A 15,020-nucleotide genomic window follows, 5' to 3' on the forward strand; every position below is an offset into this window, starting at 1 on the left:
TTTATGACAACAAGTTGGAATTGGGGGATTTTTCTTCAACCAGCACCATTTGGGGATACAACGTATCTAGGCTGGTTGTGGTTAGGTTTCCAAATGACCATATTGCTAGTTATTACATCAGGAACTGTTGCCTTTTTGGTTGGTTCGCTATTTGGTGTGCTGAGAACATTACCTAACCGCTTTTTATCTGGCTTAGGTACATGTTATGTTGAAGTTTTTAGGAATATCCCGTTAATCATTCACTTATTCTTTTGGATTGAAGTTGTACCAGCGTTGGTACCAGAATCTATCCGTGACTGGTTATATAGTCTTGACCCTATGATATTTACTTTATTAATGTCAACCATAGGATTAGGATTATTCACAGGTGCACGTATTTGTGAACAAGTGAGAGCTGCTATTCAGTCAATCCCTACAGGTCAGAAAAGTGCAGGAATTGCATTAGGATTAACCCTAAAACAAACCTATTTATATATTTTATTACCAAACGCTTATCGACGTGTTCTACCGCCGTTAACATCTGAAATATTAAATATGGTTAAAAACTCGGCTGTTGCTTCAACTGTTGGTTACGTCGAATTAACCAAACAAGCAAACCAATTGCTTGAACATGCAGGTCAACCTTATGAATCATTCATAGCTATTACATTTGGGTATGTACTTATCAATGTCGTTATAATGTTTACTATGCAATATATTGAGAAAAAAGTACGACTTCCTGGCGTATTAGGAGGTAAATCATGATGGATTTAGAATGGGGACAAATCCTACCTAATTTACCTTATATCATGAGAGGTATGTTATTAACTTTAGAGATAACACTTACCGCTGTAATTTTTGGTATTATTTGGGGAACGCTACTTGCCATTATGCGACTTTCTTCGATTAAAGTGCTACATTGGTTTGCTTTATGCTATGTAAATATATTCCGTTCAATTCCATTAATGATGGTTTTGCTCTGGTTTTATTTGCTTGTGCCTCAACTATTAGAAAAAATTTTAAATCTTCCGCCTACAACAGATATACGTTTTGTGTCAGCATTGATCGCTTTTGCATTATTTGAAGCAGCTTACTATTCAGAAATTATTCGGGCTGGTATTCAAAGTGTATCTAAAGGACAAATCAGTGCATCATTAGCACTAGGCATGACTAAAGGTCAGGCATTAAGAATGGTGATTTTACCGCAAGCATTTCGTATTATGGCACCATTATTATTAACGCAGGGGATTATATTATTCCAAGATACAACGCTTATTTATACATTAAATTTAGCGGATTTCTTCTATCGTGCGGTTAATATTGTAGGCAATAGAGATGGTTTAATTGTTGAAATGGTATTATTTACAGGGGCAGTTTATTTTGTTATTTGCTTCACCGTTTCACGTCTAGTTAATTATTTTAAGAAAAGGATTACTCGATGATCTCCTTAGAAAATATTTCAAAATGGTATGGACAATTTCAGGTATTAAAAAACTGCACCACTCGAGTTGGTAAAGGCGAAGTTGTTGTTGTTTGTGGTCCTTCAGGTTCAGGAAAATCAACCCTGATAAAAACTGTAAATTGTTTAGAGCCTGTACAAAAAGGCAAAATTATTATTGATGGAACAGAAGTTACAAATAAAGCGACTAACTTAGCTAAATTACGCTCCAAAGTAGGTATGGTATTTCAACACTTTGAACTGTTTCCACATTTAACTATTTTAAAAAATCTAACACTTGCACAAATTAAAGTGTTAGGTCGAACAGACGAAGAAGCTCGAGAAAAAGCGCTTAATCTTTTAGAGCGTGTTGGTTTACTTGCCCATGCAGATAAATACCCTGCTCAGCTCTCTGGTGGTCAACAACAACGTGTAGCGATCGCTCGTGCGTTATGTATGGATCCTATTGTTATGTTGTTTGATGAACCAACCTCAGCACTAGATCCTGAAATGGTAAACGAGGTGCTAGATGTTATGGTTGAACTGGCTTATGAAGGTATGACTATGATGGTGGTTACTCATGAAATGGGCTTTGCGCGTAAGGTAGCCCACCGAGTTATCTTTATGGATGCTGGTGAAATTATTGAAGATACCTCAAAAGAGCAGTTCTTTACTAATCCACAATCAGATCGTGCTAAAGACTTCTTAGCTAAAATTATCCATTAATTTAATTATTACAGGGCTTTTAGCCCTGTTTTATTATTTCTTCCTCGAATTACACATCATCTTTCAAAAAATAAACTCAAATATGCTTATCAAAACAGAATCAGCTATTATTTTGCAATAAACTGACTAAACCACTATGTCTTTGCGTTTGTGATTTAATTGCTTGTAACAAGATAGCTTCAGTCGCATAAATTGAAACCGTTTTTTTAGCACGGGTAATAGCAGTATAAAGTAAAGAACGATTAAGTAACGGCGAATTATCAGTTGGTAAAATAATATTTACATCATCGAATTCTGAACCTTGTGATTTATGAATTGTCATGGCATAAGCCGTTTCATGTTCGGGTAATCGGAATGGAGAAAATCCTTTAATAGATCCATCAGCAAAAGGGAAATAAACACGCAATTTTGAACTATCATGCTCGGCTTTTAATGTAATGCCAATATCACCATTATATAGCCCTAATGAAGCACTATTACGTAATATCATGATGGGTCGACCAACATACCATGCTTCTTTATTTTTCAAATAAATTAATTTATTTTTGGCTAAAAGTAATTCAATTTGTTTATTTAAACCTTCGACACCAAAATGTCCTTCTCTGACAGCACAAAGTAAGCGATATTCAGCAAATTTAGATAAAACCAACGCTATATCATCAGTACCATTCTGCTTAATCGCATTTAAATAATGCTTATAATGATTAATACTCTCGTGTAAAACATCTTCATAAGCCTGTTGTGAAGAAAGAGCATGATACTGAATATCACTCAATGATTCATCTAATAATAATTTTTTAACAGAAGTTGAGCACCCAGCTTTGACCGCATTAGCCAACAAGCCAATACCAGATGATTCGTTAAAACGATAACTTTTTTGTAATAAACAAATGCTATCAGTAATTTTTGCTGTTTGCTGGCAAGCTGGTACATCATAACCAGTCAATTGACTTAGCTCTTTTGCCCGTGCTTTGCTATAACCATGCGAAATAAAGGTACAAAGGTCACCAAACACAGCTCCCGCTTCAACTGATGAGAGTTGATCTTTATCACCTAACAAAATTAAACGAGCAGAATTAGGTAATGCTTCAATTACTCTTGCCATCATATTTAAATCAACCATAGATGCTTCATCAATGACTAACACATCGACATGCAATGGATTATTCTTATCATGCTTAAATGAACGATTATCTGCTTTTGCACCTAATAAACGATGTAAAGTGATTGCTTCTGCTTTTATATTTAGTGATGCAAAATCGAGTTGTTCGATTGTGCGACTCAGTGATTCGGTTAACCTTGATGCCGCTTTTCCTGTAGGTGCCGATGTAATAATTCGAGCATGCGGATTGGTTAACAAAATTCCGGCTAAAATTTTGGCAACAGTAGTTGTTTTACCCGTACCTGGTCCACCAGAAATAATAGCAACTTTGCGCGTTAACGCAGCAGCAACTGCTACTTTTTGCCAATCAATTTCGGTTTGATTCTGAATAAAAAGTTGATTAAGTACAGTGGTTAAATCAGTATTGTAGCTAAGTTCTTTATCTAAAGCTGTATGATTGAAATATTGAGCTACATTTTGTTCATCTAACCACATTCTTTGAAAATAAAGTTTATTTTCAATAAAAATAAGCGGAGACAAATTTGTTCCATCACTCACAACCTGACTATCATAAGCTTGTTCAAGAGCAATTTTCCAATCTTGCACATTTGGCGAATCTAATTGTAACCAAAGCTGTGATTCAATCGTTGATGCATCTAAATAAGCAAGATCTAGACAAACATGACCCGATCTAACCTCTTTACTTAGTGATAGAACCAAAAAACTAAAACGTTTGGTAGTAATATCATCATTTAACCTTGCTTTATGTGTTAAAAACGTTGCCAAATGAATATCAAGCAAACTACTTTGGCTATCTTGTTTAAATTGGTTTAACCACTCGTTTAACATATTCTATTTCTGTTATTAACTTATAAACCAATTATATCGTTAACTTTATCTTTTGGATAAGTCAGTTTAAAACTTAAGTTAAGATTTTTATTTTCACTTGGGTTTAACTTAAATTTCCATGCTAATTCGCCTGTTTCTTTATTGTAGCTTGCACCGTCATATTTTGCATCATCAAGTGAAACTGATTTATTGACTATCGTTGGTAGTTGATCATAAACAACAATATCAATAGGCAGTGTTTTGGCATTTTTTACATCAATGGTATAAGCATATTTTTGTGAAATATCATTACCAAATAACGAAGGTTTTGATGTTTCATTAACATTACGGTCACGTGAAATAAAAATATTTTTATCTTTTCCTAAAGATATATCGAGTGTCTCTTTTAGATCTTTAGTGGTAATAAAGCTTTCGCCAACATAATTACCATTAAAAAAGACTGTCGACCTTCCTGGTAAAAGATTAAGCTTATCCCAATCAATAATTTGTGCTTGTAAGTACACACTGTTATCTAATTTAGGAATAGCAATATAATGATATTCTGCTTGAACTTCTTTATTTTGTAATGTAAGGATATTATTCTTACTATTGGATTTAATGGTATAAGGTAATTTAACCTCAAAACGGGTATTAATACCCAATGTATTGGTTAATGCATTATCATCATTAGCGTAAACTGATCTTGACTTTCTTGCACTGATTTCATCATAATCTTTCTCACTCTTAGAGAAGAAAAACCCACCTTTTTCAATATACATGTCAATATACCAAGGGTTTAAATTTGGAGCAGTTATGCCTTCACTTGGCTTAGAAGTTGATAAACTGAAATCAATATTTTGCCAATCTAAACCACTATTTTGATAAATATCGGCTTTATATGTTAGTTGTAACGGAGCACTGACATCAGTAACACGTACATCATAAATCGGCGCCCAACCAGCTTTATTCGTAACATAGGACAAGGTAACTGGCAGTGTAACATCTTTATCAGAATAAATTTTCACGATAATTGCATTGGTTGTGTTTTTTATCAAAGCTTTCTGTTTATCGATCTTATCTTGGCATTGTGCTATTTGCTCTTCTATTTGATTGACTTCTTTTTGGAGTCTGTTTTGTTCGTTTAATGTCGAAACTAAATTGCTCTTGACAAAATCCAAAGTATTTTTCATTTCACTAAAATTATCATTTGCATTTTTAACCAATTGATCCAAACGATTGCCTTGCAAAAGGTTAACTTGTTCAGATACGGCTTTTAATTGCACTCCAGTGGTATCAAGTTTTTCTTGTAACTGTTTTAACTCATTAAGTAAAGGCTTAATATCTTCACTTTCTTTATTATCACCTTCATAACTATCATCTAATGACGTTGACAATACTTTCACATTAGCATCATTACCAAATCCCACATTAATTGAATTAGCCTTGACACCATCAGCAATTCCAGTCAATAAAATTTCATTTTCCCCTTTGGTCAACGACACTGTTGATTGCCCTTGTAATTCTGCACCTTGCAAAAAAAGCGTGACTTTATTAAGTGTTACATTATTGTTTGCAAAAACACTGCTAGAAGCAAATGCAATTAAAAAAGCTAATTCCTGAATTTTCATATAGTTCCTTTGAAATAAAAACTAATTCATAACTATTTAAAAATAATTATGTTATAAGTTAAATGGCACATGATTCTCTCTAACAATGGTAATAAAGTAATTATTCTATCTGTTTAATTGCTATTAATTTTAGCATAGTTGTAAAAAAAATAAATTATTTTTCGTTTAATATATTGAACAAAAAATAAAAATGATTTATATTTTGTTTAAAATAAAAAACAAAATAAGGGGGCTCTATGAGTAACTTCAGTTATCTAAAAAAAGCAATCAAACGTAAGAATATATCTTTACAAACTGTAGCTGATGCTTGCCAAATGACTAAAGGTTATCTTAGTCAACTCATTAATGATAAAATTAAAAATCCGAGCGCACAAAAATTACAATCACTTCATCAATATTTACAAATTGAAGAACCAACCAAAAATAAAAAAGTGGGTGTGATTTTTGGCAAATTTTATCCTTTACATACTGGGCATATTTATCTTATTCAGCGAGCAATTAGTCAGGTTGATGAGTTATATGTTATTCTTTGCTCTGATACACAACGCGACGAAGCGCTTTTTAAACAAAGTGCTATGTCTCGCCAACCAACTATTAATGATAGAATTCGTTGGCTACTGCAAACTTTTAAATATCAAAAAAATATCCACATTGAATTATTAGAAGAAGACGGTATTCCAGCTTACCCAAATGGCTGGCATGAATGGAGTGAACGAGTAAAGAAACTATTTCAAGAAAAAGGCATAAAACCAGATTATGTTTATTCAAGTGAACCGCAAGATGTCGCTATGTATAAAGATTTGTTTGATCTAGAAACAGTCTTAATTGATCCAAAACGACAATTTATGCAAATAAGTGGTACTCAAATCCGTCAAGCACCGCTGAAAAACTGGCAATACATTCCAACCGAAGTTAGACCTTTTTTTGTTAGAACAGTTGCCATTTTAGGGGGAGAATCTAGTGGTAAATCAACTTTAGTTAATAAACTCGCAAACGTATTTAACACAACCAGTGCATGGGAATATGGTCGGGATTATGTATTTTCTCAACTTGGCGGGGACGAACGCGCATTACAGTATGCTGACTACGATAAAATCGCATTAGGGCATGCACAATATATCGATTTTGCCATAAAACATGCCAATAAAGTTTCGTTTATTGATACCGATTTTGTGACAACTCAAGCTTTTTGTAAAAAATATGAAGGTAAAGAACATCCATTTTTACAAGCTATGATCAATAACTATCGTTTTGATTTAGTGATTTTACTCGGTAATAACACGCCATGGGTCGCTGATGGTTTACGTCATTTAGGCAGTCCAAAACAACGTAAAGATTTTCAAAAACTATTAATAACGTTATTAGAAAAAAATAATATCAAATATATAGAAATAGAATCTCCCGATTACGAAGAACGTTATTTACGCTGCATTGAACTAGTTAATCAACTTATTAATGATGAAGAGTAATAAATTATGAATAAATTAAGCAATCTTGCCATTTTAATTGGACGTAATAAATTCTATCCATTTTTTTGTATATTATGTGTAACACTAGCATTTTTATACACTGACCCATTTACTGAATTTGATTTACGCTATGCTACTTCTTACATAGGCGCTTTTTGCGGTCTGCTATGCGTTATCTTATTAGCAAAACGTAAAAACATGGGAAATGTATTAGGTATGTTTGCCGTAGTTGCAGAATGTTGTGCTAATGTTCTTGGCGGCAATATTGGTGCAGGACTACCGCCAGTCTACTATTTTTGTTCACACATCTATGGTTTATTCACTTGGCAAAAGAACCTTGATAATAATAAAAACGTTAAAGTTCGCTCACTCAATGAAACCACATTTTTATATACAATCATATTTCTTATTATTGCCGCTTTTATTAATATTTATTTAACGGATAAAATTGGTGTAACTAATACAACCTACCAACTAATAACTAACTGTTTTATATTTGGTCTAGGCATTGTTGCTCAATTATTATTGATGATGCGATATGCGTTTAACTGGTATTTATGGGTTATATTAAATGTACTGGTAATTGGTTTAAATATCTATACCGACAATATCATTATCGCAACACAATATTTAATTTATCTGTTTAATGCCATTTATGGAATTTGTGAATGGAAACGCTCTGAGCAGCCAGAGTAAATATTCTAATTTTGTTAAAAAGTTTCAGGAAAGACTGTGTTTAAGTATAAAAATAGAAAATAAGTGCTTTATTTTCTATTTTTTATTTGAGATGCAGTCTAATTATTCAACATCCCCTTTAACCAAAGGCACGAATATAACCTCGCCCATATTTTTAGCTACAAAATTATCTCCATCACGCTCAATTAATTGTAAAACCTGTTTATTTTCGCCAACAGGAATAACTAAACGTCCTTTATCGGCTAACTGTTCTAGTAAGCTTTGTGGCACTTCAGATGCGGCGGCTGTAACAATGATGCCATCAAATGGTCCACGTTCAGGCCAACCTAACCAACCATCACCATGGCGTGTTGCAATGTTATGAATATCAAGTTGCTTTAAACGGCGTTTAGTATTCCATTGTAGACTTTTTATTCGTTCTACCGAGCAGACATTTTCGACTAACTTTGCTAAAACAGCCGTTTGATATCCCGACCCTGTTCCAATTTCAAGTACTTTTGAATTAGGCTCTAATTTTAATAGTTCAGTCATCTTTGCTACGATATAAGGCTGAGAAATAGTTTGACCGCTTCCTATTGGCAATGGACGATTATCGTAAGCTTGATGCGAAAGCGCCTCATCAACAAAATGTTCACGAGGAATTGACGCAATAGCATCTAAAACGCGCTCGTCTTTTATTCCTTGTTGCCGTAAGAATTCAATTAGGGATTGCATTTTTAGATTTTGCATTTGGGCTACTCATTTTCTATTATTAGTTCACGTATCACACTTGTTGCATAACAACCTGATGGCAAATAAAAATTGAGTTCGAGACTATGCTCATCTAACCATTGCCAATTAAGCTGCTCTGCTCGTAACAATATTGACCGTCTTGCTGTTTCTACTCGCTCTTTTTTAAATAGATCATTAAATTCAGACCAACTTTCTAAACATTTTTGCTCAAACTCCAGCGCATCAAATAATGTACCTAGTGGTGAATCCCCCACCATTGGTGCAGTAATATTGATCTCGCCTTGTTCTAAACGCATTTGTAACTGAACTAATTCGTCTGCTTGAGCAATAAACCAGCTACCACGATGCGCTAATTGTAATATATCGCCATTGAGCACGGTTTGATGCAAACTTTGGGTAATGCGTTGACTGACAATATTATTAAAAATCGCACTTCGCGCCGCGGAAAGATAAAAGCTACGTTTTTTTCGATCCTTAACCGAAATTTCGCCATTGGCCCATTTTATAGCCTGAGTAATATTATTTTCATCACGACCAAAACGCTGCTCACCAAAATAATTAGGCACGCCATGCTGTTTGATTAATGCTAATTTAGATTCAATTTCAGATTGACTATTTAACGATTTTAAAATTATTTTAAAATAATTACCTTTTAATGCGCCAATTTTTAATTTTTTATTATGCCGTGTGACTTTTAATATTTTACAACCCGCCAAATTAAATGCAGAAAAGTCTGGTGTTTGTTGACCTGGCATATGTAAACTGAACCACTGCTCAGTCACCGCTCGGCGATCTTTCAAACCAGCATAACTTACTAGCTTGGTTGAAATTCCCACATATTTAGCCAACTGCTCAGCCACGAAAATGGTATTACAATCACGTTTTTGCAAAAAAACTAAAACATGTTCGCCTTCACCAGTCAACTCAAAGCCAAGATCTTCTGTCACATTAAAATCTTCGTATTGTTGCTTGTATTGTCCTTTAGTGGTCGGTTTGCCATATAAATAATTAAGTTGTGCTAACACTATTATTGCCTATTGTATAATTTAAACTGTTTCGGATTTTTTACTTAATAACACTACCGCTTGGCAAGCAATGCCTTCTTTACGCCCAGTAAAGCCTAATTGTTCAGTTGTTGTTGCTTTTACACTAATTTGTTCAAAATGAACTTTCAGATCTTCTGCTATATTAACTCGCATTTGATCAACATGCGGTCGCATTTTAGGTTCTTGGGCAATAATAGTAGTATCTAAATTAACTAATTCATAACCTTTAGCTTGAACAAGGGTATACACCTCTTTCAATAATATTCGACTATCTATACCTTTATATTTAGGATCTGTATCAGGAAATAGCTTACCGATGTCACCTAATGCCAATGCGCCAATTAAAGCATCGGTTATTGCATGTAACACAACATCACCATCAGAGTGAGCAACAAGGCCATATTGATAAGGAATTTTTACCCCAGCAAGAGTTATAGGACCCTCTCCACCAAACTTATGAACATCAAATCCATGACCTATTCTCATACTTTTACCTATTTGGAATCTGCTTAGTTAAATAAAAAGTAGCCAATGCTAAATCTTCAGGACGGGTTATTTTTATATTATCCCCACGACACTCAATTAATAAAGGATGCCCACCACAATACTCAATGGCTGAAGCTTCGTCAGTGATGGCAACATGATCATTTAGAGCTTGTTGCAAACATGATTTTAGTTCGCCAGCATTAAACAGTTGAGGAGTAGCAGCGCCCCATAAATAAGTCCGATCTTCAGAATAATCAATAATGGTATCATTATTTTGACAAGCTCGCTTAATCGTATCACTAACACGAGTGGCTAATATACCGCCTTGTTTTTTAGTTGTTACTGTTTCAATCAGCCGAGTAATATCACAATGAGTCACACAAGGTCTTGCCGCATCATGAACTAAAGCCCACTGTTCATCATTTAGCAATTTTAATCCGGCTAAAACAGAATCAGCTCGAGTTTTGCCACCTAAAGCAACTTTAATCTTATCGTGCTGAGCAATTGAAAGGGTATTAAATATATTATCTTCTGAGCTAATCACAACAATAACTTGAGCGATTTGAGGATGCGTTAATAATTTATTTAGAGTATGTTCTAAAACGGTCTTCGAACCAACTTTTAGATATTGTTTAGGGATTTGACTATTCATACGGCAACCAACTCCTGCTGCCGGTACAATAGCAATGATATCATTAAGATTATTCAAGTTATGCATTATCGTTTTTTAGTATCCGAATCAATTATAATTCGATAAAAATATTCATCAGGTTTAACCATACCCAAATGACTACGAGCACGCTCTTCTATTGCTTCATAGCCACGTTGCAAATCGTTAATTTCAGCAAACATCTGTTCGTTACGAGTCTTTAACTTCTCATTATCGGCACGCAAATTGACTAACATTTCTACATTATCTTGATAATCGTACACATTATTTTTGCCATACCATAAAGAATATTGCAGATAACCCAGTACAGCTAATAACAATAAAGGTAGCTTCCATCTTCTCATGAATTTAGTATTATCCTTTATCTATATGCATTTAACTGGTTTTGGTAAGCCTGCAAGTTTAGTTGCTTGTTTAGCAGGACCGTCTGGAAATAATTTATACAAATAACGACTATTACCCTTTTCTGCACCAAACTTTTTTTCCATTGCTTTGACTAAAGCTCGAATAGCTGGTGAGGTTTTATATTCTAAGTAAAAATCACGAACAAATAAAATAACCTCCCAATGGGCATCGGTTAATTCAATGGACTCTTTGGCTGCCAATTCTGGAACCAAATCAACAGTCCAATCCTGCCAATTTTTTAAATAGCCTTTCTCATCAGTTTCTATCTGCTCTAACATTTTTTCAAAGTACGTTATTTTATTTGCGTTGTATTATACTCAATTAATCAAAATCCAACACTAATTTTGCAGGCGAATACGTTATTGTTTGTTTAATTTCTTCGAAATTTGATGAAATTTAAAGCAAACGATAAAAAAAATTAAAATAGCTATTTACAAATAAGCAAGTCTACTTTAATATTCACAGCCATTGCGGAAGTGTGGCTGAGCGGTTGAAAGCACCGGTCTTGAAAACCGGCGAGGGGCGACCCTCCCAGAGTTCGAATCTCTGCGCTTCCGCCATCTTCTTATTGTGGCAAATTCCACAGTTGTCCATAGAAGTCCACTTAAATCCACTATTTAAACGCCCACCGAAATATACTTGAATTATTTTGTATTTTTCATCAAATACTGTAACCATCCCCTAAAAGAGTACAGCAAAAAAGTAGAAAATTCTCTATGATAAAAGTAAAGGGGATTAATTATGAAAAAAATGACTGAACTCAAATCGTGGCTATTTTAAAAGAAGCTGAAGCGGGTATTCCCGTTAAAGAACTGTGCCGTAAATATGGCATGGGTAATTCAACTTTCTATAAATGGCGGGAAAAATACGGCGGAATGGAAACTTCGTATATCAAACGCTTAAAGGAGCTGGAGGCTGAAAACCGCAAGCTTAAGCAGATGTTTGCCGAACTGAGTTTAAAATCCCAGCTGCAGGAAGAAATTATAAAAAAGCTTTAGTGCCCACAAAGGCACGTAAAACGTGGGCACAGCAACTACAATTTATCATTGGTATGTCCACACTTTTTAGTACCAAAAAGATAAGGTCATCGATTTCTTTTGTATTCAATCGGCGACTGGTAATTTAATGTTGAATGAATTCGATTATAATTAAACCAATCCACATAGTGATTAAATTCCAATTTAAGTTGCGCCAGTGAATCAAAAATAGTATTTGACACAAATTCTGTTTTCACTGCTTTAAATGTGTTTTCTGTAATTGCGTTATCATAGGGGCAGCCTTTGCGACTTAACGACCGTTTAATTCCAAATGCTGTTAAACTTTCATCAATCAAATGATTATCAAACTCTTTTCCTCTATCAGAATGAAACAACTCAATCGTCTGTAAGTTCATTGGAATTTGACTCATAGCTTGCATGACCAGTGCCGCTGTTTTATGCCTGCCAGCACTTCGCCCCACTATTTCTCGATTACTGATATCAACAATTACACAAAGGTAGTGCCAACGTTGTTTAACCCTTACATAGGTTAAATCGGTCACCAATATCTTTCGTGGTTGACCTATATCAAATTCTCGATTCAGTTCATTCCCTACCAGCGATTCATTGCTTTTTTCTGTATGAATACAATATTTTTTACAGGTGTATTTCGAAACCCAGCCATTTTTCGCCATGATTCGACCTATTCGGCGTCGAGATACGGTTATGCCTTGCTTTCTCAGCTCTGCTTGCAGACGCCTTGTACCATAAGCACGATAAAAAGTTACGGAGTCAAACTATTTACAGAACAGATAAAACAAATTTAACTAAGGCTTAACACAAGCAGCTCTATATAGGTTAAAAGTTAATTCATAACCTAAATCCCCATCCCCTAGATCGACTCGAATTGATTTTCCCTTGTATGTATCGATTGTCCAATACCAATCATAAGGATGCTTAGTTTCCCAGTCGTCAAGACCTAAATAGTGATTAGGATTGTTAAATAAGGTTCCCCATTCATTAAATAGCCCACCAATCCACTTGCCATTACCGCCGCGATAGCTTAATTGACGGCGATAACCATTGATATTTCTTCCAGGAATACCTCCTGTCCAAATATCATCATTATTTGCATTAGTATAATCTGCAACACTCGGCATCCGATAACCAATTTGATTGCAATAATCTTTTGCCTTACTAGCTGAAGCATTTATACCAACCCCTTGTACTATATACCATCTTTCAATTTTAAAGCTATACAAGACGTTACTTTTGGCTCTATCTGAATAAAGCTTAAATGTAGAGGGACTAAAATTTTTATTAGCACTACTGTTTACTGGTCCTTTTAGTACTATCTTTAAAGCTACATCTCGTGAGCCTTTTCCCCAACCTGGTGTTATTGCAGATGATAAAGCTAAACTAACTCCACTCCCTGATTCCGGAAATACTCTAGCGCCATTAGCTGAGATAATCTCTTCGGGCGTTACGTTTGCTAATAATAAATAAAAATAAACATTATTTGTTCCTGTCGATGGGAAATTACGTTGTGGATTGTTTATATCTTGTGGTACAAATCCTTTTCCTTTTACCCAATCTGGACCATCTAAATCTTTGTATTCAGTATTATTACTGGAATCGTTTGATAAATTAGGTTGAGCATAACAAACCAATGGCGCACTTGGTTCAAAATAATCAGGATTCGATATCCATATCCATAAATCAACTGAACCTGCATCTCCGTCTGTACCATATTTTAGACACGGGTTTTCGAACGACGGTAATATTATGGCATCACTACGATGATTATTTACGCGACCATTTTTACTAGTTAATGCTTCTAAACTCCATGAATATGGCAATAATAACACGCCCAACACCAACAAGAGTTTTCGGGGTAATTTGAGAGATAATTTGGAAAATATAAACGAGTTTCGTGCAAAAACTCGGCAAATAGGATTATTTAATAAATTTAAATCGTAGGTTTGCCAGTGCTTGTGCCTTGTGCCTTGTGCCTTGTGCCTTGTGCCAGAAATGATAATGCATTATTGTTCACCTGTCAATTAATGTTTTGTTTTATTTAGATTTTTTATAATTATTTACTTATTTAATAAGCTTGTTTTCCTATAACCGTAAAAGTATAGCCGTTTAAAAATAGTTGGCTAGTTTTTTGGTGGTTTTTTGTAAAAAACATACAAATGAAATAGTCCTGTTTGGCGGCGACACCCGTCTCTTTTCCTTGTAAGTGTAATGTATCATGCTTCCATCACTCAATAGATTCAAGCGCACAACAGCAATATCAACACAGTTAGAGTATCTTACATTATCTGCTTCTGATTTGTTAATACAAGAAAAAGAGAGAGTAAAGCGGCTAAACTGTTTATTAAAAAAGTCAAAAAAAATTAATTTGACAGTACCACTGTAATTAATGAATTCTTTTCCGGTCATCAACCATTTCGATGCGGATATCGAAATTATCCATTAGCGTAAGAAAAGAAATTATTCTAATAATATTAACAATATGGAACCACATGATATAAGTAAAAATAATTATATGGAGGTATAAATGTTTATTAGACCACTGAAATTAACTCAGCATATCGATGATGTACAGGGTCCTGAAAATGCAACAACGCTGATTCTTCTACACTTTCTGGGAACGGATTTGCACCTATGGGATTTGCAAATGCCGCGATTAACCGAGCGTTATCGGGTAGTCAGGTTGGATATGTTGATCAACTAAGGAGTAGTGATGCCGAATTCGGAATGGTATCTAGATGTTATTAAAAGCATGCGTTTATTAATATCAAGGATAATATAGTCACACAATTACTAAAATAC

General features: G+C 34.5%; 14 protein-coding genes, 1 tRNA gene and 3 pseudogenes. 8 read left to right on the forward strand and 10 right to left on the reverse strand.

Translation table 11 applies throughout. The annotated features are described in order from the left end of the window. The first annotated feature begins 3 nt into the window (after positions 1–3). The 3 genes from A9G32_RS03565 to A9G32_RS03575 are packed head-to-tail and all read left to right on the forward strand — an operon-like array spanning position 4 to position 2,143. Positions 4–744 (forward strand): amino acid ABC transporter permease, encoded by a 741-nt coding sequence (locus tag A9G32_RS03565; protein WP_065590847.1) that lies wholly within the window; start codon positions 4–6, stop codon positions 742–744. After that, on the forward strand, positions 741–1,421 hold the full coding sequence (gene gltK, locus A9G32_RS03570; protein WP_065590846.1) for a glutamate/aspartate ABC transporter permease GltK: 681 nt from the start codon (positions 741–743) through the stop codon (positions 1,419–1,421). Before A9G32_RS03565 ends, gltK begins: the two co-directional genes overlap by 4 nt. Next, a complete protein-coding gene (locus A9G32_RS03575; RefSeq protein WP_034910011.1) occupies positions 1,418–2,143 on the forward strand; it encodes an amino acid ABC transporter ATP-binding protein in 726 nt (241 codons plus the stop codon). Before gltK ends, A9G32_RS03575 begins: the two co-directional genes overlap by 4 nt. Positions 2,144–2,243: 100 nt before the next feature. Here A9G32_RS03575 and recD read toward each other — a convergent pair whose 3' ends face one another. Then, complete coding sequence (gene recD, locus A9G32_RS03580; RefSeq protein WP_065590845.1) at positions 2,244–4,094, reverse strand: exodeoxyribonuclease V subunit alpha; 1,851 nt, start codon at positions 4,092–4,094, stop codon at positions 2,244–2,246. Positions 4,095–4,114: 20 nt separating this feature from the next. Beyond that, positions 4,115–5,701 (reverse strand): DUF4139 domain-containing protein, encoded by a 1,587-nt coding sequence (locus A9G32_RS03585; RefSeq protein WP_065590844.1) that lies wholly within the window; start codon positions 5,699–5,701, stop codon positions 4,115–4,117. 236 nt (positions 5,702–5,937) lie between these two features. Between A9G32_RS03585 and nadR the strand changes: the two genes are divergently transcribed. Both nadR and pnuC read left to right on the forward strand, forming a co-directional pair. Next, a complete protein-coding gene (nadR, locus tag A9G32_RS03590) occupies positions 5,938–7,170 on the forward strand; it encodes a multifunctional transcriptional regulator/nicotinamide-nucleotide adenylyltransferase/ribosylnicotinamide kinase NadR (RefSeq protein WP_065560946.1) in 1,233 nt (410 codons plus the stop codon). A 6-nt stretch (positions 7,171–7,176) separates the two neighbouring features. Beyond that, entirely contained in the window at positions 7,177–7,866 is a 690-nt protein-coding gene (gene pnuC / locus A9G32_RS03595) for a nicotinamide riboside transporter PnuC (protein WP_065590843.1), read from the forward strand. A 102-nt stretch (positions 7,867–7,968) separates the two neighbouring features. Here the strand turns inward: pnuC and A9G32_RS03600 are convergent, their stop codons facing one another. Genes A9G32_RS03600 through A9G32_RS03625 form a run of 6 tightly spaced genes read right to left on the reverse strand, consistent with a single transcriptional unit; the run spans position 7,969 to position 11,483 of the window. After that, on the reverse strand, positions 7,969–8,595 hold the full coding sequence (locus A9G32_RS03600) for a protein-L-isoaspartate(D-aspartate) O-methyltransferase (protein WP_065590842.1): 627 nt from the start codon (positions 8,593–8,595) through the stop codon (positions 7,969–7,971). Between the two features lie 5 nt (positions 8,596–8,600). After that, positions 8,601–9,626 carry a tRNA pseudouridine(13) synthase TruD gene (gene truD, locus A9G32_RS03605; RefSeq protein ID WP_065590841.1) on the reverse strand — a complete coding sequence of 342 codons (1,026 nt, stop codon included), beginning with the start codon at positions 9,624–9,626 and terminating at the stop codon, positions 8,601–8,603. An 18-nt stretch (positions 9,627–9,644) separates the two neighbouring features. After that, a complete protein-coding gene (ispF, locus tag A9G32_RS03610; protein ID WP_034910022.1) occupies positions 9,645–10,130 on the reverse strand; it encodes a 2-C-methyl-D-erythritol 2,4-cyclodiphosphate synthase in 486 nt (161 codons plus the stop codon). A 4-nt stretch (positions 10,131–10,134) separates the two neighbouring features. Beyond that, a complete protein-coding gene (ispD, locus tag A9G32_RS03615) occupies positions 10,135–10,848 on the reverse strand; it encodes a 2-C-methyl-D-erythritol 4-phosphate cytidylyltransferase (RefSeq protein ID WP_065590840.1) in 714 nt (237 codons plus the stop codon). Next, positions 10,848–11,144 (reverse strand): cell division protein FtsB, encoded by a 297-nt coding sequence (gene ftsB / locus A9G32_RS03620; RefSeq protein WP_065590839.1) that lies wholly within the window; start codon positions 11,142–11,144, stop codon positions 10,848–10,850. Before ftsB ends, ispD begins: the two co-directional genes overlap by 1 nt. A gap of 21 nt (positions 11,145–11,165) precedes the next feature. Further along, positions 11,166–11,483 carry a TusE/DsrC/DsvC family sulfur relay protein gene (locus tag A9G32_RS03625; RefSeq protein WP_065560941.1) on the reverse strand — a complete coding sequence of 106 codons (318 nt, stop codon included), beginning with the start codon at positions 11,481–11,483 and terminating at the stop codon, positions 11,166–11,168. Positions 11,484–11,677: 194 nt separating this feature from the next. Here A9G32_RS03625 and A9G32_RS03630 point away from each other — a divergent pair. Together A9G32_RS03630 and A9G32_RS03635 are read left to right on the forward strand one after the other, a co-directional pair. Next, positions 11,678–11,765, forward strand: a tRNA-Ser gene (locus A9G32_RS03630). A 204-nt stretch (positions 11,766–11,969) separates the two neighbouring features. Next, positions 11,970–12,197, forward strand: a pseudogene (locus tag A9G32_RS03635) (transposase); the annotation flags it as partial. A 92-nt stretch (positions 12,198–12,289) separates the two neighbouring features. Here A9G32_RS03635 and A9G32_RS03640 read toward each other — a convergent pair. After that, a pseudogene (locus tag A9G32_RS03640) lies at positions 12,290–12,949 on the reverse strand (IS3 family transposase); the annotation flags it as partial. 60 nt (positions 12,950–13,009) lie between these two features. Beyond that, entirely contained in the window at positions 13,010–14,050 is a 1,041-nt protein-coding gene (locus tag A9G32_RS03645; RefSeq protein WP_065590836.1) for a hypothetical protein, read from the reverse strand. A 695-nt stretch (positions 14,051–14,745) separates the two neighbouring features. On the opposite strand from A9G32_RS03645, the pseudogene A9G32_RS13555 reads away from it, so the two are divergent. Then, a pseudogene (locus A9G32_RS13555) lies at positions 14,746–14,910 on the forward strand (alpha/beta fold hydrolase); the annotation flags it as partial. Between the last annotated feature and the right edge of the window lie 110 nt (positions 14,911–15,020).

Source organism: Gilliamella sp. Gris3-2, assembly GCF_001690345.1.
GTDB classification, from domain to species: domain Bacteria; phylum Pseudomonadota; class Gammaproteobacteria; order Enterobacterales; family Orbaceae; genus Gilliamella; species Gilliamella bombi.

What these genes read in the sequence shown, in the direction of transcription:
- gltK (WP_065590846.1), top strand. Translation starts at nt 741, where the DNA reads ATGATGGATTTAGAATGGGGACAAATCCTACCTAATTTACCTTATATC.
- ispF (WP_034910022.1), bottom strand. Translation starts at nt 10,130, where the DNA reads ATGAGAATAGGTCATGGATTTGATGTTCATAAGTTTGGTGGAGAGGGT.
- A9G32_RS03625 (WP_065560941.1), bottom strand. Translation starts at nt 11,483, where the DNA reads ATGTTAGAGCAGATAGAAACTGATGAGAAAGGCTATTTAAAAAATTGG.
- A9G32_RS03575 (WP_034910011.1), top strand. Translation starts at nt 1,418, where the DNA reads ATGATCTCCTTAGAAAATATTTCAAAATGGTATGGACAATTTCAGGTA.
- ispD (WP_065590840.1), bottom strand. Translation starts at nt 10,848, where the DNA reads ATGCATAACTTGAATAATCTTAATGATATCATTGCTATTGTACCGGCA.
- A9G32_RS03565 (WP_065590847.1), top strand. Translation starts at nt 4, where the DNA reads ATGACAACAAGTTGGAATTGGGGGATTTTTCTTCAACCAGCACCATTT.
- A9G32_RS03600 (WP_065590842.1), bottom strand. Translation starts at nt 8,595, where the DNA reads ATGCAAAATCTAAAAATGCAATCCCTAATTGAATTCTTACGGCAACAA.
- recD (WP_065590845.1), bottom strand. Translation starts at nt 4,094, where the DNA reads ATGTTAAACGAGTGGTTAAACCAATTTAAACAAGATAGCCAAAGTAGT.
- pnuC (WP_065590843.1), top strand. Translation starts at nt 7,177, where the DNA reads ATGAATAAATTAAGCAATCTTGCCATTTTAATTGGACGTAATAAATTC.
- A9G32_RS03585 (WP_065590844.1), bottom strand. Translation starts at nt 5,701, where the DNA reads ATGAAAATTCAGGAATTAGCTTTTTTAATTGCATTTGCTTCTAGCAGT.
- ftsB (WP_065590839.1), bottom strand. Translation starts at nt 11,144, where the DNA reads ATGAGAAGATGGAAGCTACCTTTATTGTTATTAGCTGTACTGGGTTAT.
- nadR (WP_065560946.1), top strand. Translation starts at nt 5,938, where the DNA reads ATGAGTAACTTCAGTTATCTAAAAAAAGCAATCAAACGTAAGAATATA.